Raw genomic sequence first — 21863 nt, 5'->3', positions numbered from 1 at the left:
GGCCGACGCTGATGGCCGGTCAGGTGGTGAGCCAGTCGGCCTCCAACAGGTCGATCTCCTCCTGGGACAGGGTCACCATCAGGTCGGACGGTGTGTGGCCACCCGAGTCCGGCGTGTCGCCCAGCCCGGCCAGGAGGTCGAGCGCCCGGAGCCAGGTCTGTGCCAGGTCGCGGACATCCGGTTCGGTGAGCAGCCTGCGCGGCCAAGACCAAGTAGCGACCAACCGCGGCCCGTCCGGGTGGTCCTCGGTCTGTGCGTTGACTTCCAGCGCGTGGGTGGCGGGCATCTCGCCGTCGGCGCTGCTGCCGAGCGGTTCGGCTTCGGGCGCCGCGGACCAGTCGGTGGAGTCCGCGGTGACCGGGAACCGGCCGAGGTAGTTGAACCCGACTTGCGGTTCGGGCAGTTCGCCGAGCACCCGGGCGGTGTCCGGGTTGAGGTGTCGCAGCAGCCCGTAGCCGATGCCGCTGTCGGGAAGCTCGCGCAGTTGCTCCTTGACCTGCTTGAGCACCCGGCCAAGCTCCTTGCCGCCGCGCCACAGGTCGGCCCAGTCGCGCACGCCGGGGTCGAGACGGGCCGGGTACAGGCTGGTGAACCAGCCGACCGTGCGGGAAAGGTCGGCCCCGCCGACGGATTCCTCACGGCCGTGGCCCTCAAGGTCGACGAGCGTCGTGCCGTCGCCGCCGTGTGAGCGCCTGCGCCGCCAGTCCGCGACGGCGATGGCCAGCCCCGTGAGCAGCACGTCGCTGACTCCCGCGTGGTAGGCGGCGGGGACCGTGGTCAGCAGGGGCGCGGTGCGGTCCGTCGGCAGTGTGACCGTGATGTCCCGGACGGTGGAGATGACGTCCTCGGCCAGGTCGAGCGCGTGCGCGCCGAGGCGTGGATCCGGGCCGTCGAGCGTCCGTGTCCACAGTGGAAGTTCGGCCACCCGTTCCGTCGCGCCCTCGCTGAGCAGGCGCGACCAGGTCTTCAGGGAGGTGCCGACCGGTTGCGGCGCGGGCGTCCGGCCCGCCGAGACGGCTTGCCAGGCGGCGGCGAGGTCGGGCACCAGGATGCGCCAGGACACGCCGTCGACCACCAGGTGGTGCACGGTGATCAGCAGTCGCCCGGCCCGGTCCGCCCCGGCGTCGAACCACACGACCCGTACCAGCTCACCGGCCGCCGGGTCGAGCAGGGCGGGTTCCTGCCTGGTGTGTTCGGCGATGACCGCGCATAGGCCCGCGTCGTCGAGGTCCGAGACGTCGACCCGCCGTACCCGGTCCCGCGCGCGGACCGCGCCGGGAGCGGGCACTTCGAGCGTCCAGTCGGCCTCGATCAGCTTGGCACGCAACGCGTCGTGCTGGTCGAGGATCACCTGGACGGCCGCGACGAGGTGGTCTTCGCCGAGGGCGGCGGGCACCCGCAGCAGCATGGACTGGGTGAACTCGCCGATCGGGCCGCCGCGATCCCGAAGCCAGCGCATGACCGGCGTCGGAGACACCAGTCCGACGCCGTTGTCGACGACCGCGACGGAGGCGTCGACCAGACGGGCGACCGCGGCGAGCGACTCCGGTGTCTTGTGCTCGAACACCTCGCGCGGGGTGAGCGCCATGCCCGCCTTGCGGGCTCGGCTGACCAACTGGATGGAGACGATGCTGTCGCCGCCGAGATCGAAGAAGCTGTCGTCCACACCGACCCTGGGCAGGCCGAGCACCTCAGCGAACAGTGCGCACAGGGTCCGCTCGGCAGGCGTCCGCGGTTCCCGATGACTGGCCACAGTGCACAGATCGGGGGCGGGCAGCGCCGCGCGGTCCAGTTTGCCGTTCGGCGTCTGCGGCAGCTCGGCGAGCGTGACGAACGCGGCGGGAACCATGTAGTCGGGCAGCGCCTCGGCGGCGTGCTTGCGCAACTCACCAATTTCTAGTCCGCCGCCGGCAACCACGTAGGCGACGAGTTGCCGGACGCCGGGTCGGTCCTCGCGCACGATCGCCGCCACCTGGGTCACCCGCGGGTGCCGCCCGAGTACCGACTCGACCTCGCCGAGTTCGATGCGGAAGCCGCGGATCTTCACCTGGTGGTCGGCCCGGCCGTCGAAGACCAGCTCGCCGTCGGCACCCGCGCGGACGAGGTCGCCGGTGCGGTACATCCGGGAACCGGGCGGCCCGAACGGGTTGGCGATGAACCGTTCGGCGCTCAGGCCCGGCCTGCCCAGGTAGCCGCGGGCGAGCCCGGCGCCGGCGATGTAGAGCTCACCGCGCACCCCGGCCGGGACCGGCAGCAGGTTGGCGTCGAGCACGTAGACCTGGGTGTTGGTGATCGGCTTGCCGATCGGCGGGGTGAGCGTGCCGCTCAGCGGAGCGCTCATGGTCGCGCACACCGTCGACTCGGTCGGCCCGTACGCGTTGATCACCCGCCGGCCGCGCGACCACCTGGCGATGAGCTCGGTCGCGCTCGCCTCGCCCGCCACCACCAGCGTGCCACCCGCGAGCAGGTCGTCGGCGGCGGGCATCGCCGCCAGCGCCACCGGCGGGATGGTCGCGTGCGTCACCTGGTGCCCGCGCAGCACGGCCGCGAGCGGCTCACCGGGCAGCAACTCGTCCGCGGGCGCCACCACCAGAGCGGCGCCGGACAGCAGTGACATGCACAGCTCCCAGAACGCGGCGTCGAAGCTGGCCGAGGAGAACTGCAGCACCCGGCTGCCGGGGCCGACGTCGAACCGCTCGACCTGGGTGGCCAGCAGGCTGGCGACACCCTGGTGCGACACCACCACGCCCTTGGGCCTGCCGGTCGAGCCGGAGGTGTAGATCAGGTAGGCGGGATGCCGCGGAAGCACCGGCGACCCATCCACCGGTCCCTCGGCCTCGATCAGGTCGACGGTGCCCGCGTCGTCGAGCAGCAGGGCGTTCGTGTTGCCCGGCAGCCGGTCCGCCACGTCGGTGGTGGTGAGCACCAGGCTGGGTTTGGCGTCGTCGAGCATGTAGGCGATGCGGTCGCGCGGGTAGTCGGTGTCGATCGGGAGATAGGCGGCACCCGCCTTGAGCACCGCGAGCAGCGCGACCACCATCTCGATCGACCGCGGCACCGCGACCGCGACGAACTGCTCCGCGCCGATGCCCCGGGCCACGAGAAGCCCGGCCAGCTTGCCCGCGCGTTCGTCCAGTTCGGCGTAGGAGAGCACATGGTCGGCGAAGAGCAGCGCCGGTGCCGCACCGTCGCGCCGGACCTGCGCGGCGAACAGGTCGGGCACAGTCGCCACGGCCACGTCGGCGGCGGTGTCGTTCCACTCCTCCACCACCATGCGCCGCTCGGCGGGCTCCAGCAGGTCGAGCGTGCCGACCAGCCGATCCGGTTCCGTCACCACGAAATCGAGCAGCCTGACGAACGCGCGCATGATCGCTTCGACCACCGCCGAGTCGAACACGTCGGCCCGGTAGTCCAGGCGCAACCGCAGCCGGTCGCCCGGCGTCACCACGACCGCGAGCGGGTAGTGGCTGGTGTCCCGGTCCACCACGCCCGCGACCCGCAGCCCGCCATCCGCGGCGCCGTCGGTCTCAAAGGGATAGTTCTCCACCATCGTGGTGGTGTCGAACAGCTCGCCGAAGCCGACCAGGCGCTGGATGTCGGTCAGCCCGAGGAACTGGTGCGGCATCAGCGTCGCCTGCTGGTCCTGGATCCGCACCAGCAGCTCGATCAGGGACTCGCGGGGGTCGAGGGTGACCCGGACCGGCAGCGTGTTGATGAACAGGCCCACCATGTTCTCGACGTCGGGCAGCTCGGGCGGCCTGCCGGACACTGTGGTGCCGAAGACGACATCGCCGCGGCCGGTGAGCCTGCCGAGCAGCAGACCCCAGATCCCCTGCAGGATCGTGTTCGTCGTCAGGCCGTGCCCACGGGTCCGGTCGCGCAACCCGGCGGTCAGGTCCGCGGAGAGGTCGACGGTCAGCTGTTCGGGCAGGACCGAGATCCGCCCGGGATCGGCCGGGGCGAGCCGGGTCGGCTCCGGCAACCCGGCGAACGCCTGCCGCCACGCGCCCTCGGCCGCCGGGCGGTCCTGCTCGGCGAGCCAGGCGAGGTAGTCCCGGTACGGGCGGACCGAAGGGAGCGAAGCGCTGCCGGAGGCGTAGAGAGCGAGCAGGTCTCGGGTGATCAGCGGGGTCGACCAGCCGTCCATCAGGAGGTGGTGGCTGGTGATCAGCAGTCGGTGCGTGTCGGGGCCGAGCCGGATGAGGGTGCAGCGCATGAGCGGCGGTCGCGCCGGGTCGAAGCTGCCGCGCTGGTCTTCGGCCAGCAGTGCGGCAAGCCTGTCCGACCGCACCGACTCATCCAAAGCGGACAGATCGACCTCCCGCCAGGGCAGCTCGACCTCGCGCGGGATGAACTGGACGGGCGAGGCGACGTCGGTGTGCCAGAACCCGGCCCGCAGGTTCGAGTGGCGGTCGAGCAGGGCCTGGCCCGCCGTCCGCAGGGCCGACGCGTCCAGCGGGCCGTCGAGGTCGACGACGGTCTGCCCGACATAGACGTCGAGCCCGCCCTCGTCGAACAGCGTGTGGAACAGCAGGCCCTCCTGCAGCGGGGACAGCGGCAGGAGGTCGTCGAGCGCGGGCAGCCGCGCTTCCAGGTGGTCGATCTCGTTCTGGGACAGGGAAAGCAGGGGAAGGTCCGACGGTGTGCGCCCGCCTGGACCCGCGTGCCGCACGAGAGCGTCCAGCGCGGTGAACCACGACTCGGCCAGATCGGTGACGTCGGCCTCGGAGAGCGCTTCGCCCGCCCACGTCCAAGTGGCGCTCAGCCGCGGCCCGTCGGCGTGGTCCCGGGTGAGCGCGTTGACCTCCAGCGCGTAGGGCAGCGGGAGGTCCGCGGCCATGCCGCTGTCGAGAACGTCCTGCCCGCCGACCATCGTCCACTCCGCGTCGGCGGCGACCGGGAACCGGCCGAGGTAGTTGAAGCACACCTGGGGCGGGGGCGACGCGGCCAGCTCGGCGCCCGTCGCCGGATTCAGGTAGCGCAGCAGCCCGAAGCCGATTCCCTTGTCCGGCAGGGCATTGAGCTGCTCCTTGACCCGCTTGATCGCCGTGGCGGCGACGGCGCCCGCCTGGGCCAGGTCGGCCGAGCCCGCATCCAGTCGGACCGGGAACACGCTGGTGAACCAGCCGACCGTGCGGGAGAGGTCCGCGCCGTCGACGATCTCCTCGCGGCCGTGGCCTTCGAGGTCGATCAGGACCTCGCCGCTGTCGACGCCCCGGCGCCTGCGGCGCCAGTCCGCGACCGCGAGGGTGAACGCCGCGAGCAGCACGTCGTTGACACCGGCGTGGAACGCCGCGGGCAGGGTGGTCAGCAGCGGCGCGGTGTTCTCGGCGGGCAGTTCGAGGGTCAGCGTCCGCAGGGTCGCCGCGACATCGCGGGACTGCTCCAGCGGCCGGTCGGTCAGCACCGGGTCGGCGCCCGCGAGGATGTCGGTCCAGATCGGCAGTTCGGCGACCCGGGCGGGCGAGGTCGCCTGCTCGGCCAACCCCTCGGCCCAACGTCGCAGGGACGTGGGCACCGGCTCCAGCTCGGGCGCGCGGCCTGCCGTGACCGCCTCCCACGCGGCGGCCAGGTCCGCGAGCAGGATTCGCCAGGACACCCCGTCGACCACGACGTGGTGGATCACCAGCAGCAGCCTGCCGGGGCCGCTCGGGCCCGCGTCGAACCACACCGCGCGCAGCATCGCGCCGCGGGCCGGGTCCAGATTCCGCTCGGCCTTCCTGGTGTGCTCGGCGACGGCCGCTTCGAGCCGCTGCTCGTCCAGTCCGGTCACGTCGACGCGAACGACGTGGTCCGCGGCGTCGGTCGACCCGGCGGGCGGGATCTCGGCGGACAGCGTGCCCTCGACGGGCGCGTGCGCCATCCGCATGCGCAGCGCGTCGTGCTTGTCGAGCAGCGCCTGGGTGGCGGCGACGAGGTGGTCGAGGCCGAGTTCGGCGGGCACCCGCACCAGGATCGACTGGTTGTACTCCTTGCTGGAGGCTGTCCATTCGCGCAGCCAGTGCATGATCGGGGTCGGCGGGACGGCCCCGATGCCCGCGCCCGCGGGCTCGGCGACCGGCCGGTCCATGGTCGTGGCGACCCTGGCGAGCGCTTCGACCGTCTTGCGCTGGAACACGTCCCGCGAACCGAACCGCAACCCGGCCCGACGGGCTCGGCTCACCAGCTGGATCGCCACGATGCTGTCGCCGCCGAGGTCGAAGAAGCTGTCGTCGACGCCGACCCGGGGCAGGCCGAGCACCTCGGCGAACAGGTCGCAGAGGAGCTTCTCCCGGGCCGTTCGCGGCCGCGCCGAACTCGCCGAGTCCGCGAGGTCGGGCGCGGGTAGGGCCAAGCGGTCGAGCTTTCCGTTGGGATTGAGCGGAAGCGTGTCGAGCGCGACGACCGCCGCGGGGACCATGTAGTCGGGCAGCCGCTCGCCGACGTGCTTGCGCAGGACCGCCATGTCCGGCAGCGCCCGGCCCGTCTCCGAGGTCACGTAGGCGACGAGTTGCTTGGCGCCCGGCCGGTCCTCGCGCACGATCACGGCGGTGTGGGCGACGTCGGGATGGGCGGCGAGCACGGTCTCGATCTCGCCGAGTTCGATGCGGTAGCCGCGGATCTTCACCTGGTCGTCGGCCCGGCCGACGAAGTCTATGGTGCCTTCCTCGGTCCAGGTCACCAGGTCGCCGGTGCGGTACATCCGCGACCCGGGCGGGCCGAACGGGTCCGCGACGAAGCGCTCGGCGCTCAGCGCGGCCCGGTTCAGGTAGCCGCGCGCGAGACCCGCGCCCGCGACGTAGAGCTCGCCGGTCGCGCCGGGCGGGACCACCCGCAGCTGCGCATCGAGCACGTAGAGCCGGGCGTTGCGGATCGGGCGTCCGATCAGCGGCCGGTCGCTGTCGGCGATCCGCCAGAACAGCGCGTCGACGGTGCACTCCGTCGGGCCGTAGGTGTTGAAGCCGGTCAGGTCGTCGCGGCAGGCCAATTCGGTCCACAGCGCCTGCGGGACCGCCTCCCCGCCCAGGTTGATCGCGCACGGCACGTGCCTGCCGGGGTCGACCAGACCGACCGCGGCGAGTTGCTGGAAGTAGGTGGGGGTGAGGTCCAGGTAGTCGATGCGCTCGTCCGCCACATAGTCGGCGACCGCGTCCGCGTCCCGGCGGGTCTCGTCGTCGAGCAGGTGCAACTCGTGGCCCGCGGCCATGCCCGCGATCGGCCCGAGCGACGCGTCGAAGGAGAACGACGCGGAGTGCAGCAGCCGCAGCCGTTCGCCGCGGCCGGTGGGGCCGAAGATGTTGACCTGATAGTTGTGGACGAGGTTGGTGAGTCCGCCGTGGCAGACCACGACGCCTTTCGGCTTGCCCGTGGAGCCGGAGGTGTAGATGACGTACGCGGGCTGGAGCGCCGATAGGGGGCCCCTGCCGTCGGCGGCGGTCAGGTCCGAGTCCGGCAGGCCCGCCACCGCGTCGGCGACCGCCGGGTCGTCGAGGACAAGCAGTCCGCTCGACGCCTTGGCGAGTTCAGGCAATTCGCCCGCGACCGCGGTCGAGGTCAGCAGCTGCGTGGGCCTTGCGTCGGCGAGCAGGTAGGCGATGCGCTCGGCCGGATAGCCGATGTCGACCGGGAGGTAGGCGGCTCCCGCCTTGAGCACGGCGAGCAGGCTGACCACCAGGTCGACCGATCGGGGCAGCACCAGCGCGACGAGCTGTTCCGGGCCCGCTCCGCGCTCCACCAGAGCCCGCGCGAGCTGGTTGGCTCGCGCGTTGAGCTCCGCGAAAGACACCCGTCGGCCCTGGAAGACGACCGCCGTGTCGTCCGGCGTCCTGGTCGCCTGCCGCTCGAATAGCTCGGGCAGCGTCTCCTCGGGCGCGGGATCGTCGGTGTCGTTCCACTCCAACAGGATCTTCGAGCGTTGCGCGGGAGTGAGGAGTTCGACCGCCGCGGCAGGCCAAGGCTCCTGGTCGCTGGGGTCCGCAATCACGGGCGCGGCTTCAGGCATTGTGGTCCACCCTCGAACTCTGTCGCCTTGTCCGGCGAGGCGGAGACGTCGGTCGTTCGACGCGGTCAGGGTCCGATTATGTTGCGGTGGAGGCGATGCCGGTGGGCCACTGCATCAAGCTGCAGGGACCGGCGGACCATCGGTCCACAGAGGACAGTGGCCGTCGGCCGAGCCGTCCGTGGGTGCGTGTCCCGTGCGAGAGGTGACCAGGGGGCGAAGGTTGGTGGATGTTCCACCAACCAGTGCGTGTCCCGTTCCGCACGTTTTCCGGCCAGGCTGCCTGATCCTGCACCTTCTGTTGTGCCGATCACGTCGACTACGTTAGACCTGAGTCATGACAACAGTAAACATCACCGCACAGCACAGCCTGCCGACCACGCACAAGCTCGCCAAGACCCTGGTAGCCGCGGCATTAGCCCTGGTCGCCGGCGGTTTAGCGACGCATCTCCCGGCCGAGCAGCCGGTCGCCGCCGCCGACGCGCCTGGCGGACAGCTCCTTGGCGGGCCGGATGACTGGCCCTGGAACGTCGTGAAGAACACCGGCCAAGGGTCGGACAGCTGATCTTGACTGGTCGGAGTGGCCGGGGGGCGGAGACTCGACGGGTGGCGAGAGGGGCGGTCCGGTGTCGGGCCGCCTCTTTGTTCTCGGATACGGAGGCCTGCGACAGTGGTGTCCTAGGTGTTGCCCGCGGGTAAAGAACCGACTCCAGTTATGCTACCGTTGACTTTCCGGCAAACATGTTGACTGGAGACAGCTGTTGACTGGGCAACCAGTCATGAGACTAGAGGATCGATTGCGTGAGCATCGTCGGCGTCCGCCAGCCTGAGTTCGGTCAGCGACTGCGTCAGCTGCGCCAGGAGCGCGGGCTGTCGCAACGCGACGTGGCGGGCGACGTGGTCAATCCGAGCTATATCTCGCTTCTCGAGACCGGAGCCCGGGTTCCGACGCTGGAAGTGGTGTTGCAGATCGCGCAGGCCCTCGACGTCAACCTCGAGGCCCTCGTCGCCGACGCCACGCTTCCGGTCAAGGCCGCCGCGGACGAGAACCCGGAGGCGGGTCGCGCCCTCGTCCTCGACATCCTCGCCAGGAGCGCCCTCGACTTCGGCGACCTGGACGACGCGGGGGAGCGCTACCAGCGGGCCTACGACTCCGCGGTGCGCGACGGCGGGCCCTCCTGGGTGCTCGAGCGCGGCATCGCGCTGCAGGACATCCTGATCCTGCGCGCGGACCACCATTCGCGGTACGCGCTGCTCAACGACCTGGTCGAGGTCGCGGAGCAGGTCGGCGTGCCCGAACTCATCGTGAAGCTGCGCCTCGACAAGGCGGCGGCGGCCCGCGACTGCGGGCACATGGCCGAGGCGCTGCGGCTCACCGAGAGCGCCATGGCGATCCTGCCCGACACCGAACTGGCCGACACCGGCGAGCACGTCCGGGCCTTGGGCGTGCTCATCTCGGTGAAGGTCGATTCCGGTGACACCGCAGACATCGCGCCGCTGGTCGACCGCATGCTCGCCTGTGCCGAGCGGCTGGGCAGCCGGACGGTTCTCGGTCGCTCGCACTGGGCCGCGTCGGTCGCCTACGCCCGGCTCGGCGCCGGTGAGCTGGCCGAGCGCCACGTCCGGCAGGCCAAGGACATGCTCGCCCAACCTGGCACCTCGATCCGGGAGTGGGGCCGGTTCGCCCGGGCCGCGGCGTCGGCGCTGCTCGACGCCGACGCCGAACTCGCCGAGATCGATCAGTACGTGAACTGGATGCGGGCCGCCCTGGAACTGGTCGACTCGCCCGCCGACCACGCCAAGATGGTCAGCATCGAGGCGCGGTACGCGCTCGCGCGCGGCGAGTACGAGCGTGCGCTGGAGTTGTCGGAGAACGAGCCGGACGAACTGCCGAGCGTGGAACTGGTGCGGCTGCGGCGCGCCCGTGGGCGCGCCTTGCACCGGCTCGGCCGCACCGACGAGGCCGTCGACGCGCTGCGTTCGGCCGCGCACCTCTGCGAGGAACTGGCCGCGTACCGCGTGGCCGCGCAGGTCTGGCGCGAGATCGACGACGTGCGATCGGCCTGACGACAGCTGATCGCCCGCACGCCGGACCGCGCGCTGGACGCCTGTGGGCCGGCACGTCAGCACGCCGAATGCCGCACCTCCACCCTGATGTCGCACCGCACGTCCCTGTCACACCACCACGTCGCACCCCCCACGCTCGCGGGCTGGACGCCCGCACGCCTGAGGTCGGCCCACCCGACGGACCGTGGCTCGCGCTTTGCGCGAACCTGAACGCGCCGTGTGGTTCCGGTGGGCGCGGGACCAACTCTCTGTTTACCTGAGTAATGTTCGTGTCGTCACACGCCGGGGTGCTGTTTAATGCACCCCCGGGTGCGCGCGGACCCCGTTGACCCCTAACGCACCCCTATCCACCTGCGTTTATCGGGGCATGGCGGGTGAACGCTTACGGCCCGTCATTGACACCATGACTGGTCGGACTTTACTGTCATGACAGCTGTAAAGCGGTGGAGGCCGCAGTCACCCGGAGGGGGTCGTTATGAGTCACCACTCGGACTTAGGAACCGATGGCGGGAGGCGTGAGATCGGATGACCGCGCCCGCCATCGGACTCGAAGCCAACGCCGACTTGCTTTACCGGACCATGCTCGGCAGACGCCACTGGACGACGACCGAACTGGTCGGACGGTTGGGCTGGTCCACCGACCGGCTCAGCGCGGTACTCGACGACCTCAGCCGGGAGGGGCTGGTCGCCGAGTCCGCCGAACAGCTGGGCGCGCTGCGGGCCGTGGAGCCCTGTCTCGCCCTGCCCGCCATGGTGGCGCGCCGGTTCCGGGGCCCCGTCCGGGACGGTCTGCCGCCCGCCGACGAGGTCGCCCGCTTCGTCGCGATGAACCAGCCCCCCGCGGGACGCGTCGGTGAGCGGTCGCGGTTCGAGGGCCTCGACGACGTGGCGTCCTTCGTGGAGCGAATGGCCGCGACCGTCCGGGGTGAGGTCGTGCAGCTGGTCCCCACCTTCGTGCCCGGCTCGTTCGAGTTCTCCCGCCAGGTAGCCGAGGCGGTCCTGCGGCGCGGCGCGACGCTGCGCATCGTGTGGAGCTCGAAGGTCTTGGAGGAACCCGCCGCCGCCGAACACGCGAAGTGGCTGGCGGTCCGGTGGTCGGCGCCGCGGGTGGTGGACCACGTGCCGATGCGTGTGACCTTGGTGGACGGCGCGACCGCGGTCCTGCACGACGACGAGGGCTGCGCCGGGGTGATTCAGAGCACCCGTGCCCTGGACTCGCTCACCCTGATCGCCGATCGGTTGTGGCGCAACGGTGTCGAGGTCGGCAACACGCAGGTCCACGCCGACGCGCGGTCCGGTGGCGCGCGCAACGAGATGGTCCTTCGGCTGCTGGCCGACGGCCTGACCGACGACGCGATCGCGCGCCGGATCGGGGTCAGCGTGCGCACCGTGCGCAACGACGTCGCCGGGGCGATGGCGGGCCTCCGGGCCCGCAGCAGGTTCCAGGCGGGCGTGCGCGCGGTCCAACTGGGACTCGTCTGAGACAGGTCCTTCCCCTACGTGTCCCCCCCTGACTGACCACAGTAGACAGAGTGCGCAGAAGCCGCCCCGGCGCCGCCGGTGGCGGCTTCTCGCTGTTCGGCGCGAAGTCTTGCAGGTTCCTGAAACCGTTGCGGGTCAATGCTTGCAGCATTGTGCAGCACCCTTGAACGCGTCGGCCGATCGCGGTGAAGTAGGTGTCGACAGAGACGGCATCGCGAAGATCGGACGGGCGGAGAACGTCATGACGTCAGGTTTGTCCCCGGCGAGGCACCCGAGTGGACCGCCGCGGCGCAGGGTGGTGGTCACCGGCCTCGGAGTGTTCTCCAGCATCGGCACCGGTGCGGTGGAGTTTGTGGACGGTCTACGCGCGGGTCGCAGCGGCGCTCGGCCGATCTCCGTCTTCGACACCGAGGGCTATGCGCACGCCAACGGCTGCGAAGTCGCGGACTTCGTGCCGGACAAGTGGATTCACACCCTTGATCCGGCCTCGCTGGGTCGGGCGACCCAGTTCTCGGTCGCCGCGGCGGGCATGGCGGTGCGCGACGCCGGGCTCGACCCGGAGCACCTGCGGGCCCGGCACGGCGTCATCTCGGTGGGCACCACCGACGGTGAGTCTCGTGACCTCGACCAGCTCGTGGAGACCGAGGTCCGCCATGGGCCCGAGCACATGGACCCCGTGCAGACCAGCCGGGTCCCCGCGGGCAGGCTCTCCGCGGCCATCGCCCAGGAGCTGGGTCTGTCCGATGTGGAGGCGGTCACGCTGCCCACGGCCTGCGCGGCGGGCAACTACGCCATCGGCTACGGGTTCGACGCGGTCCGCTCCGGCGAGGCGGAGTTCGCCCTCTGCGGCGGCGCGGACGCGATGTGCCGCAAGACCTTCACCGGGTTCTACCGCCTCGGCACGATCGCGCCGGAGCGCTGTCAGCCCTTCGATGTGGACCGCAAGGGCATCCTCACTGGGGAGGGCGCCGGGATACTCCTGCTGGAGAGCCTGGAGTCGGCGCTGGCCAGGGGTGCGCGTATCTACGCCGAGGTCCTCGGCTACGGGCTCAACTGCGACGCCTACCACCAGGTCGCCCCCAACCAGGACAGCGTGGCCGAGTGCATGCGCCGCGCGCTGGAGAACGCGGGCGTCAAGCCGGGTGAGGTCGACCTGGTTTCCGCGCACGGCACCGGAACCAAGGCCAACGACGTGACCGAGTCCCGGGCGATCCGGCACGTGTTCGGCGACGAGCCGCCGCGCACGATCTCCATCAAGTCGATGATCGGGCACACCATGGGCGCCGCCAGCGCGCTCGCCGCGATCGCCTGTGCGCTGGCCATCACCGAAGGCTTCATCCCGCCGACGATCAACCACACCGAGACCGACCCGGAGTGCGATGTCGACTGCGTGCCGAATCACGCGGTGCCCGCCGACCTGAAGATCGTGCAGAACAACGGTCTCGCCTTCGGCGGCAACAACTCGGTGGTCATTCTCGGCAAGTACGAGGAGCGCATGTCATGAGCTGGTACATCACCGGCTCCGGCGCGGTAGCCAGCGTCGGACGCGGAGTCGAGCAACTGTTCACCAACCTGTGCCTGGGGCAGACCGGGCTCGCGCCGTTGCGTGGGTTCGACCCCGAGCCGTACCGGGCGCGCAGCGCCTACGAGATCGACGACCGGCCGGAGCCGGGCCGCGATGTGCCCGGCCGGGCCACCAGCGTCCTGGTCGAGGCCATCACCGAAGCGGCCCGCGGCGCGGGCATCGAGGACCTGACCGACGTGCCGATCCTGGTCGGCACCGGCCTGCGCGAGCTGCGCTCGCTCGAACTGTGGTGGCGCGACGGCGTGGACTTCAGCGCCGACCGGCTGCACTTCGGCACCGCACTGCGCGAGCGGCTCGGCGCGGAGATCACCTACACCTTCTCCAACGCGTGCTCGGCATCGCTCTACGCGCTGGCCATGGGAAGCGATCTGCTCGCCCTCGACGCGGCGGACACGGTGATCGTGGCGGGCGTCGACGTGCTGACCGAGAGCATGCACGGCCTGCTGGAGCGCGTGCACGCCACGCCGCCCGACCGGGTTCGGCCCTTCGACCGCAACCGGACCGGCGTGCTGATGGGCGACGGCGCGGCGGCGATCGTGCTGCGGCGACACCCCGGCCCCCGCACGCAGGGGCTGTTGCGGTCGGTCTCGGTCAACTGCGACGCCTACCACGTCACCGCGCCGGATCCCGCGGGCATCGCGAACGCGATGCGCGCCTCGCACGAACTGGCGGGCGTCAAGCCCGAGGACATCGACCTGGTCCTGCTGCACGGAACCGGGACGCTGCTCAACGACGAGGCCGAGGCCACCGCCATGGCCGAGGTGTTCGGCGAGCACTCGGGCGGGCCGCTGATGACGGCCATCAAGTCGATGACCGGCCACACCTCCGGGGCCTCCGGGCTGATGAACCTGGTGGTGGGCCTGGAATCCCTGGGCTCGGGCGTGGTCCCGCCGGTGGTCGGGCTCAGTGACCCGGTCGACGAGGCGGCGGACTTCCGTTTCGTGCTCGGTGAAGCCGCCACCGCCGACGTGTCGGTGGCCCAGCTCAACGCCTTCGGCTTCGGGGGCATCAACGCTGTCGCGATCGTGGAGGCTGTTCGATGAAGGTCGTTGTCACTGGGGTCGGTGTCACGCTGCCGCGGGCGAGTTCGGCGCAGAGCCTGCTCACCGCCGTGGCGCGGACCGCGGAGCCGGTGAACCCGGAGACGCGGGTCGGCAAGAAGGGCCTGCGCTACAAGGACCGGGCCACCCAGCTCGGCTACTGCGCGGCCGACGCGGCCCTGCGGGACGCGGGCCTGCTGTCGGAGACCGGGCTTGCCGTCGCGGACAACTCGGTCGGTGTGGTCGCCAGTTCGAACCTCGGCAACGTCGACACGGTCACCGGCGCCCTCGACACCATCGCCGCCGAGACCACCATGGGCACCAGCCCGATGCAGCTGCCCAACGCCTCGAGCAACGTGATCGCGACCTCGGTGGCGATCCGCTTCGGGTTGCGCGGGCCGAACCTGATGGTGTGCAACGGCGCCACATCCGGCCTCGACGCGGTGTACTGGGCGGCCAACATGATCTCGGCGGGTCGGGTGACCCGCGTGCTGGTGCTCGGTGTCGAGCCGGACAACGAGCCGGTGCGCAAGCTCCTCGGCGGTCGCCGGGCCATCGACGGCGCGGTCGGCCTGGTGCTCGAGGACGCCGACGCCGCGGCTGAGCGGGGTGCCCGGGTGCACGCCGAAGTCGGCCGCTACACGCGGGCGGGCGGCGTGCGCAAGTGTGTCGACCAGCTGTCCGATATGGACGGTGGGGTGCCCGCGCTGCTGCAACTGCCCGAGACCGGCGGCGCGGTCGTGCCGCCGGAGATCCTCGACGGCGTGCCCCGCTACGACCTGGCCAAGGCATGGGGCGTGGCCTCGGGCGCGCTGGGCGTCATGCAGTGCGCCGCGACGATCGGCTGGTTCGAGGGGCGCGGGGCCGGTCCGGTCTACGTGCTCGCGGGCAGCGACGACGACGACGCCACCGCCGGTCTGGTGCTGCAGCGGGCCGAGGTGCGGTGATGAGCCTGGCGACCGAGGTCGAGCGGCCGGTGGTGCTGCGCAGGCACACCACCGGCGACCGCGCCCGGCTTCTGCTGCTGCACGGCTTGGCCAACAGCGCCACGGTGTGGCACGGCTTCGTCGAGCGGGCCGACCCCGACCTCGACATCTGGTCGGCCGACCTGCCGTGGCGCGGCGAGGGCGTCGCGGGCTGGAGTGACCGCGGCGACCTGCCGGGCTGGGTCGCCGAGGCCCTGCGCGCTGTGCCGGGCGGCGCGGGCGTGGTCGTGGCCCACTCCTTCTCGGCCAACCTGCTGCTCGCCCTGCTCGACCGCGAGCTGGCCGCGGGACTCGACCCGTTCGACCGCTACGGCATCCACGGCCTGGTGCTGGTCTCGCCGTTCTACCGGACCGATCCGGCGGCGTTCGAGTGGGCCGACATCTCGCGCTATCTCAATGACTTCCACCTGATCATGGAGGACGGCATCCGGGTGCACGCGGCGGGTCGGATCAGCGACCGGCTGTGCCGGGACATGGCCTACCGGGTGCGCGACCAGGTCGGCCCGTACGGCTGGACCCGGTTCTTCCAGACCTATTTGGACACACCGTGGCTGCGCACCGAGGCGATGCGGGTGCCGTGCCTGGTGCTGTCGGGTGAAGACGACTTCGCCGCGTTGCCCGGCGAGGCGGTCGAACTGGCCGCCCGGCTGCCCGACGCCCGCGCCCGGGTGCTGCCCGGCTGCGGCCACTTCCTGATGTCAGAGCAGCCCGCGAACTTCGCCGCCGTCATCGCGGAGTTCGCCGGCGCACTACCGACCGGAGGCCGACCGGCGTCCGGGTCCCGACCAGTAGGGGAGCACATCCGATGACCGCGGTCGCCGAGTCCATCACCCACGAGCTGTTGACCACCCCCACCACGGTGGCGCTGCGGCCAAGGTACGAGGGCAACAACATCTGCACGTGGATCGGCTTCAAGCACGTGAACTACCTCGTCGAGGAAGCCGTGCTGGAGCACTTCCGCGCCGCCGGGCTGGCCAGCAGGCGGCTCTACGAGGAGTTCGGCCTCGGGGTCGACATCGTGGCGATCGACACCCGCATCCTCAACGCCTTCCACCTCGACGACGTCGGCATCGCCACGGTGCGCCCGACCGTCGCGGACGGCTCGGACAAGCTGACCTTCGCGGTCACCATCGTCAAGGACGGCGGCGAGACCAAGGACGTCACCGCCAAGGTGACTGTCGCGCTGCGCAAGGACTCCTACATCGAGCCGACCGACGACTACCCGGCCGACCTCGCCCGGTTCGTGGTCGACCGGATCGCCACCGCGGAGCCCGGCACCGAGGTCGCCGTGCTGGACAACACCGAACTCGGCGCCGGTCGCGGCACCAGCGCGGCCGACGACCCGGTGCTGCGGCACCTGACCGCGGGCCGCAACTCCTTCGGCTGGAAGTGGCGCATCCCGTACCCGTACTGCCACAACAACGAGCGCCTGCAGATGTCGGGCTACCTGCGGCAGATGGAGGAGGTCGTCGACCTGTTCCTCGCCGACCGCGGGATCTCCATCAAGACGCTGCTCGACGACCGCCGGTGGATCCCCGTCGTGCCGCACTCGAAGATCGAGTTCCTCGACGAGGCGCTGATGGAGGAGGACCTCTACACCATTTACACGGTCGAGGAGATCTTCAAGGACTTCACCTACCGGTCCAGGATGGACACCTACGTCGTGCGCGACGGCAGGCTGGTGCAGACCTCGACGGGCACGATCACGCACGGCTACGCGGTGATCGAGAACCGGCGCGACTGGAAGCTGGTGCCCTTCGACCAGCGCGTCCTCGACGCCTTCGGGCGGGTGAACCCGGCATGAGCGCGAGCGGGGTGACCGACACCGCGCCCGGCCACCTGCTGGTGGCCTCGCGCGGACCGTGGTCCGGCCCGGGCGCGGCCCGGTTCCTGGCCGACGCCGCTGCGCTGGCCGAGACCGGTGTCCCGGTCACGGTCGTGCTGCTCGGCGACGGGACGCCGCTCGCCGTGGCGGGCGGCACGGTCGAGTTGGTCACCCTGCTCGACGCCGGCGGCGAGGTGTGGGTCGACCGGTTCGGCGCGGCGCAGCGCGGTATCGCGGAGATCGCTCTGCCCGAGGGCGCGCGGTGGGTCGACATGGACGACGTCGCCGCGCGGCTGCTGGACCCGGACGTGCGGGCGGTGTGGCACTGATGGGCCGGACGATCCCGCCGACCGACGTGCTCATCACCCTGATGGGCGCGCCGCACGCCGACGACACGACGACCAGCGCGGTCCGGCTGGTGCAGGCGATGCTCAGGCAGGGCGCCCGGGTCCAGGTGTGGACCTGCGGCTACGCCACGATGCTCACCCAGCGGGCGCTCGGCGAGAGCAAGCCGCGCAACCTCGCCGACTGGTCGGTGGACTACCCGTCGACGACGGCGCTGGTGGCCGAGCTGCTGAACGCCTTTCCCGACAGTCTGTTCTGGTACGGCTGCCGGTTCTGCAGTGACGACCGGGGCGCGGGCGAGCACCTCCCAGGGGTGGTGCTGCGGGCCCCGGCCAAGTACGCGGACAACGTCGCCGCGGCGGGCAAGACCCTGCTGCTCGGGGTGATCTGAGATGGCCGAGACGCTTGCGATCATGGAGCGCGCCTACCGGGGCGCCCTGGAGAAGCAGTTCTTCGACGCCCTGTACCTCGCCGTCGAGCTGCACCGCCAGCTCGGCGGGATGGATCTGCTGCTGCGCGGGCCCGCGGTGAGCTACGCGGTGGCCGTTGCCCACGTCGGCTCGATCGAAGTGGGCGGGCGCAAGGTCGACACCCTCAGCGATCCGCGCCGCGACCTCATCCGGCTCCAGGAGTCCGGTGTGGCCGTGTGGGTGGAGGAATCCGACCTCGCCGAGTTCGGAGTGGACGGTCCGGCCGCACTGCTTCCCGGCGTCCGCGCAGCCGCCCCCGGCGAGATGGCCAGACGCTGGCCCGACTACCGCACGGTGTGTTTTTTGTGACCGCGTTCAACCACGCACGAGAAGGAGTGAGTCAGCCGTGAACACCACGACGGTCGCGAGCAACCCCGTGATCACCGCATGGTCCGCGGTCTCCCCGTTCGGAATCGGCCGCGACGCGTTCGTCGACGGCCTGCACGCCGGGCAGGTGATGAACCGGGCGCTGGACAAGCAGCAGTGGGCGGGCCCGGACACCGAGGCCTGCCTGGTCCCCGACTTCACCGCGGCGGGCGCGCTCGGCAAGAAGGGCACCCGGTCGATGGACCGGGCCACCGGCCTGGCCGTGGCCACAGTCGGCCGGATGCTCGACGACCAGCCGCGCGGGCGGGAGATCGCGACCGGCGACCACGCCGCGCTCGTCCTCGGGACCACCACCGGCAGCGCGCAGAGCATGATGGACTTCACCCGCGACTCGATCACCGGTGAGAAGCCGTTCTTCGTCGACCCGGCCAGGTTCCCCAACACCGTGATGAACTGCGCGGCCGGGCAGTGCGCCATCTGGCACAAGCTGCGCGGCCCGAACGCGACCGTCGCCGGTGGCCGGGTGGCGGGGCTGCACGCGCTGAACTACGCGCGCAGGCTGCTGACCTCCGGCCGGGCGAACACCGCGCTGTGCGGCGCCGTCGAGGAGTACTCCGCCGCCCGGTCCTGGCTCGACCGCACTGGCAGGCAAGGTGAGGCGCCCGTGCTCGGCGAGGGATGCGCCATGCTGCAGGTCGAGCACGCCGACGACGAGTCGGTCGCCGGGCGGGCGCTCGCCGAGGTCCTCGCCGTGGAGTTCGGCGCCTACACCGACGACTGCGCACCCGCCCTGGCCGCCTGTGTGCGCCGGGCACTGGAGCGCGCGGGGACGCCGGTCGGCGACCTGTGGGCGCTGGCGCCCTGCGGCACGGCCGGATCGGGCGAGCGCGACGCGCTGCGCGAGGTCCTCGGCGACACCGTGGGTGTCCGCACCCCCGACCTCACAGTGATCGGCGACACCGCCGGAGCCGCCTCGGCCATGCAGGTCGCGGCGATCCTGGCACTGGCCGAGCGCGACCCGTCGTCGGCGGGTCGGACCGCGCTGATCACGGCGGTGGACGAGGGCGTCGTCGGCTGCGCGGTGCTTCGCCTCGCCCACCCGGGCGCCATCCCGAGGCAGGACCGGCGATGACCGCCGTCGTTCCCCGCTGGGAAGCGGAACTTCCCGACCTCCATGTGGATCCGCGCGATCCCGAGGTCCGGCTTGCCCGCTTGCTCGACCCAGGTTCGCTGCGGCCGCTGAACCCCGCGGACGCGAGCGGGGTGCACGCCGCCGTCGGCCGGATCGATGGCGCGAAGGTGGTCGCCTACTGCACCGACGCCACCCGGATGGGTGGGGCGATGGGTGTCGAGGGCTGTGCGCACATCGTGGCGGCGATCGACCTCGCGGTCCGCGAGCGCTGCCCGGTCCTGGGCGTGTGGCACTCGGGCGGTGCCCGACTGGCCGAGGGCGTGTCCGCGCTGCACGCCGTGGGCCAGGTGTTCGCGGCGATGATCCGGGCCTCGGGGAAGGTGCCCCAGCTGTCGGTGGTGCTCGGCCCGGCCGCCGGTGGCGCGGCGTACGGCCCGGCGCTCACCGATGTGGTGATCATGTCCTCGGCCGGGCGGGTGTTCGTCACCGGGCCGGACGTGGTCCGCAGCGTCACCGGCGAGCGGATCGACCAGGAGGGGCTCGGTGGCGCCGACGCGCACGGCCGCCGCTCCGGCGTGGTCCACGTGCTCGCCGACGACGAGTCGGACGCCTACGACCGCGCCCGTCGGATCACCGGGCTGCTCGCCCGCCCGGGACTGTTCGACCTGAGCAGCGTGCAGGACTCGCGTGACCTGTCCGCCCTGCTGCCCGAGCGGCCCCAGCGGGCCTACGACGTGAAGCCGATTCTGCGCGGGGTGCTCGATGTCGACTCCCACGGCGTGCCCGTGTTCGAGGAGCTGCAGGCGAAGTGGGCGCCGAACATCGTCGTCGGCCTCGGTCGTCTCGGCGGCCGCTCGGTCGGCGTGATCGCCAACAACCCGCTGCGCAAGGGCGGCTGCCTGGACTCGCTCTCGGCGGAGAAGGCGGCCCGCTTCGTGCGCATGTGCGACGGCTTCGGCGTGCCGCTGCTGGTCCTGGTCGACGTCCCCGGCTACCTGCCCGGCGTCAGCCAGGAGTGGGGCGGGGTGGTGCGCCGCGGCGCGAAGCTGCTCCACGCCTTCGCGGAGGCCGTCGTGCCGCGGGTGACGCTGGTGCTGCGCAAGTCCTACGGCGGCGCGTACATCGCGATGAACGGCCGCTCGCTGGGCGCGACCACGGTGTTCGCCTGGCCCGGGGCCGAAGTCGCCGTCATGGGCGCGAAGGCCGCCGTCGGCATCCTGCACCGCAAGAAGCTCGCGGCGGCGGCGGAGCACGAGCGCGACGCGCTGCTCGCGGGCCTGGTCGCCGAACACGAGCGCGTCGCGGGCGGGGTCGAGCGGGCCATCGCGATCGGCGTGGTGGACGAGGTGATCGACCCGGCCCAGACCCGGCGCAGGCTCGCCGAAGCTCTGGCGGCGGCCCCAGCGGGCCGCGGCCACCACGGGAACATTCCACTGTAGAGAAGTCACAGTAGACAGTCCTTTCTAGACAGGAGAGATCGATGACCAGGATCGCCGAACCGCTGCTGGACAAGGAAGACCTGCGACGCACCGTCGCCGCCGTGCTCGACGTCGACGTCAACGACGTGACCGACGACGCGTCGTTCGTCGACGACCTCGAGGTCGACTCGCTGATGGCCCTGGAGGTCGTCGTGGTGCTGGAGAAGAAGTACGGTGTCCGGCTGCGCGAGTCGGAGCTCAAGCAGGTCAGCTGCCTGTCCCGCGCCTACCAGCTCATGCACGACAAGCTGACGGCGGCCTGAGCATGGCCACCACGTGCTCCCCGGTCCGCGAGGGCATCCGCGTCGACGAGCTATCCGGCGACCCGCTGCGGTCGCGCACCACCACCATCGCCATCGACGCGACGAACCCGATCTTCGCCGGGCACTACCCCGGCTTCCCGATCTTCCCCGGGATCGGGCTCGTCGAATGCGTGCACCGCAGCGCCCTGGCCACCGCCCCGGACAACCGCGACCTCGAACTGGCGGCCATCGAGTCGACCCGGTTCGTCGGGCCGACCTTCCCCGGGGACGAGCTGACCACCGACCTCGAGTGGAAGCCCGCCGACGGCGGCTGGACGTGCCTGGCGGTCATCTCCTCGCCGCGCGGCGAGGCCGCGAAGGTCCGGCTCCGCTACCGCGAGGCAGGACAGCCGTGATCACCGCCGCCGACATCCGCCGGGTGCTCCCGCACCGCTACCCGATGCTGCTCGTCGACGCCGTCACCGAACTCGTGCCCGGCGAGCGGCTGACCGCGCGCAAGGCCGTCACCGTCAACGAGCCGTGGTACGCCGGGCTGCCCGACGACCTGCGCGCCGAACAGCTGGCCTACCCGGAAGTGCTGCTCCTCGAATCCTGGGCCCAGGCCGCGGGCCTGCTCGCCACCTGGGCCGAACCGAACCCGGATGTCCTGGCGGGCAAGGTGATGCTCTTCGGCGGCATGTCCGGCGTCGAGTACCTGCGCCCGGTGCTGCCCGGCGACGTGGTCGAACACCGGGTGACCGTCCAGCGCGCGCTGTCGGACACGGTGATGTTCGAGGGGGACAGCGCGGTCGACGGCGCGACCGTGATGACCGTGTCCCGCATGGTGATGGCGTTTCGCCCCGCCGGGGTGCTGCGCCCCGCTTCCCTGGATTCCTGACCGACACG

17 protein-coding genes are annotated in these 21863 nt (G+C 71.5%); 16 read left to right on the top strand and 1 reads right to left on the bottom strand.

Annotated elements, in window-relative coordinates; genetic code table 11:
• Nucleotides 1–19: 19 nt before the first annotated feature.
• On the bottom strand, nt 20–7981 hold the full coding sequence (locus GPZ80_RS09885) for a non-ribosomal peptide synthetase (protein WP_187219995.1): 7962 nt from the start codon (nt 7979–7981) through the stop codon (nt 20–22).
• A gap of 334 nt (nt 7982–8315) precedes the next feature.
• Between GPZ80_RS09885 and GPZ80_RS09880 the strand changes: the two genes are divergently transcribed.
• From GPZ80_RS09880 to GPZ80_RS09805, 16 genes are all read left to right on the top strand, one after another.
• On the top strand, nt 8316–8543 hold the full coding sequence (locus tag GPZ80_RS09880; protein WP_187219994.1) for a hypothetical protein: 228 nt from the start codon (nt 8316–8318) through the stop codon (nt 8541–8543).
• Nucleotides 8544–8779: 236 nt separating this feature from the next.
• Nucleotides 8780–10045 (top strand): helix-turn-helix domain-containing protein, encoded by a 1266-nt coding sequence (locus GPZ80_RS09875; protein ID WP_187219993.1) that lies wholly within the window; start codon nt 8780–8782, stop codon nt 10043–10045.
• A gap of 525 nt (nt 10046–10570) precedes the next feature.
• Entirely contained in the window at nt 10571–11527 is a 957-nt protein-coding gene (locus GPZ80_RS32585) for a LuxR C-terminal-related transcriptional regulator (RefSeq protein ID WP_187219992.1), read from the top strand.
• 241 nt (nt 11528–11768) lie between these two features.
• A complete protein-coding gene (locus GPZ80_RS09865; RefSeq protein WP_187219991.1) occupies nt 11769–13031 on the top strand; it encodes a beta-ketoacyl-[acyl-carrier-protein] synthase family protein in 1263 nt (420 codons plus the stop codon).
• Nucleotides 13028–14155, top strand: coding sequence for a beta-ketoacyl-[acyl-carrier-protein] synthase family protein (locus tag GPZ80_RS09860; protein ID WP_187219990.1), 1128 nt, complete (start codon nt 13028–13030; stop codon nt 14153–14155). Before GPZ80_RS09865 ends, GPZ80_RS09860 begins: the two co-directional genes overlap by 4 nt.
• Complete coding sequence (locus GPZ80_RS09855; protein ID WP_187219989.1) at nt 14152–15099, top strand: beta-ketoacyl synthase N-terminal-like domain-containing protein; 948 nt, start codon at nt 14152–14154, stop codon at nt 15097–15099. Before GPZ80_RS09860 ends, GPZ80_RS09855 begins: the two co-directional genes overlap by 4 nt.
• Nucleotides 15099–15947: an alpha/beta fold hydrolase gene (locus tag GPZ80_RS09850; RefSeq protein ID WP_187219988.1), complete on the top strand. Its 849-nt coding sequence runs from the start codon at nt 15099–15101 to the stop codon at nt 15945–15947. Before GPZ80_RS09855 ends, GPZ80_RS09850 begins: the two co-directional genes overlap by 1 nt.
• Nucleotides 15944–16942, top strand: a complete 999-nt coding sequence (locus GPZ80_RS09845; RefSeq protein ID WP_187219987.1) for a thioesterase family protein — start codon at nt 15944–15946, stop codon at nt 16940–16942. The genes GPZ80_RS09850 and GPZ80_RS09845 overlap by 4 nt, the downstream gene beginning before the upstream one ends.
• The gene (locus tag GPZ80_RS09840; RefSeq protein ID WP_187219986.1) at nt 16939–17292 is read left to right on the top strand and encodes a DsrE family protein; all 354 of its coding nucleotides are present in this window, start codon (nt 16939–16941) and stop codon (nt 17290–17292) included. The genes GPZ80_RS09845 and GPZ80_RS09840 overlap by 4 nt, the downstream gene beginning before the upstream one ends.
• Nucleotides 17292–17699 carry a hypothetical protein gene (locus GPZ80_RS09835; RefSeq protein WP_187219985.1) on the top strand — a complete coding sequence of 136 codons (408 nt, stop codon included), beginning with the start codon at nt 17292–17294 and terminating at the stop codon, nt 17697–17699. Before GPZ80_RS09840 ends, GPZ80_RS09835 begins: the two co-directional genes overlap by 1 nt.
• A 1-nt stretch (nt 17700) precedes the next feature.
• A complete protein-coding gene (locus GPZ80_RS32580; RefSeq protein ID WP_187219984.1) occupies nt 17701–18087 on the top strand; it encodes a hypothetical protein in 387 nt (128 codons plus the stop codon).
• 37 nt (nt 18088–18124) lie between these two features.
• Nucleotides 18125–19237, top strand: a complete 1113-nt coding sequence (locus GPZ80_RS09825) for a beta-ketoacyl synthase N-terminal-like domain-containing protein (protein ID WP_187219983.1) — start codon at nt 18125–18127, stop codon at nt 19235–19237.
• A complete protein-coding gene (locus tag GPZ80_RS09820) occupies nt 19234–20676 on the top strand; it encodes an acyl-CoA carboxylase subunit beta (RefSeq protein ID WP_187219982.1) in 1443 nt (480 codons plus the stop codon). The genes GPZ80_RS09825 and GPZ80_RS09820 overlap by 4 nt, the downstream gene beginning before the upstream one ends.
• Nucleotides 20677–20717: 41 nt before the next feature.
• The gene (locus GPZ80_RS09815) at nt 20718–20978 is read left to right on the top strand and encodes an acyl carrier protein (protein ID WP_187219981.1); all 261 of its coding nucleotides are present in this window, start codon (nt 20718–20720) and stop codon (nt 20976–20978) included.
• A 2-nt stretch (nt 20979–20980) separates the two neighbouring features.
• Nucleotides 20981–21373, top strand: coding sequence for an ApeI family dehydratase (locus GPZ80_RS09810; protein ID WP_187219980.1), 393 nt, complete (start codon nt 20981–20983; stop codon nt 21371–21373).
• Complete coding sequence (locus GPZ80_RS09805; protein WP_187219979.1) at nt 21370–21855, top strand: 3-hydroxyacyl-ACP dehydratase FabZ family protein; 486 nt, start codon at nt 21370–21372, stop codon at nt 21853–21855. Before GPZ80_RS09810 ends, GPZ80_RS09805 begins: the two co-directional genes overlap by 4 nt.
• Nucleotides 21856–21863: the final 8 nt, after the last annotated feature.

The organism is Actinokineospora xionganensis, assembly GCF_014323725.1.
Lineage (GTDB): Bacteria > Actinomycetota > Actinomycetes > Mycobacteriales > Pseudonocardiaceae > Actinokineospora > Actinokineospora xionganensis.
Note: the sequence above shows the minus strand (reverse complement) of the source record. Positions and strands in the feature narration are given on the sequence as shown.

Excerpts from the sequence above, each read along its gene's own strand:
- GPZ80_RS09885 (WP_187219995.1), bottom strand. The coding sequence starts at position 7,981 with ATGCCTGAAGCCGCGCCCGTGATTGCGGACCCCAGCGACCAGGAGCCT.
- GPZ80_RS09880 (WP_187219994.1), top strand. The coding sequence starts at position 8,316 with ATGACAACAGTAAACATCACCGCACAGCACAGCCTGCCGACCACGCAC.
- GPZ80_RS32585 (WP_187219992.1), top strand. The coding sequence starts at position 10,571 with ATGACCGCGCCCGCCATCGGACTCGAAGCCAACGCCGACTTGCTTTAC.
- GPZ80_RS09865 (WP_187219991.1), top strand. The coding sequence starts at position 11,769 with ATGACGTCAGGTTTGTCCCCGGCGAGGCACCCGAGTGGACCGCCGCGG.
- GPZ80_RS09860 (WP_187219990.1), top strand. The coding sequence starts at position 13,028 with ATGAGCTGGTACATCACCGGCTCCGGCGCGGTAGCCAGCGTCGGACGC.
- GPZ80_RS09855 (WP_187219989.1), top strand. The coding sequence starts at position 14,152 with ATGAAGGTCGTTGTCACTGGGGTCGGTGTCACGCTGCCGCGGGCGAGT.
- GPZ80_RS09850 (WP_187219988.1), top strand. The coding sequence starts at position 15,099 with ATGAGCCTGGCGACCGAGGTCGAGCGGCCGGTGGTGCTGCGCAGGCAC.
- GPZ80_RS09845 (WP_187219987.1), top strand. The coding sequence starts at position 15,944 with ATGACCGCGGTCGCCGAGTCCATCACCCACGAGCTGTTGACCACCCCC.
- GPZ80_RS09840 (WP_187219986.1), top strand. The coding sequence starts at position 16,939 with ATGAGCGCGAGCGGGGTGACCGACACCGCGCCCGGCCACCTGCTGGTG.
- GPZ80_RS09835 (WP_187219985.1), top strand. The coding sequence starts at position 17,292 with ATGGGCCGGACGATCCCGCCGACCGACGTGCTCATCACCCTGATGGGC.
- GPZ80_RS32580 (WP_187219984.1), top strand. The coding sequence starts at position 17,701 with ATGGCCGAGACGCTTGCGATCATGGAGCGCGCCTACCGGGGCGCCCTG.
- GPZ80_RS09820 (WP_187219982.1), top strand. The coding sequence starts at position 19,234 with ATGACCGCCGTCGTTCCCCGCTGGGAAGCGGAACTTCCCGACCTCCAT.
- GPZ80_RS09815 (WP_187219981.1), top strand. The coding sequence starts at position 20,718 with ATGACCAGGATCGCCGAACCGCTGCTGGACAAGGAAGACCTGCGACGC.
- GPZ80_RS09810 (WP_187219980.1), top strand. The coding sequence starts at position 20,981 with ATGGCCACCACGTGCTCCCCGGTCCGCGAGGGCATCCGCGTCGACGAG.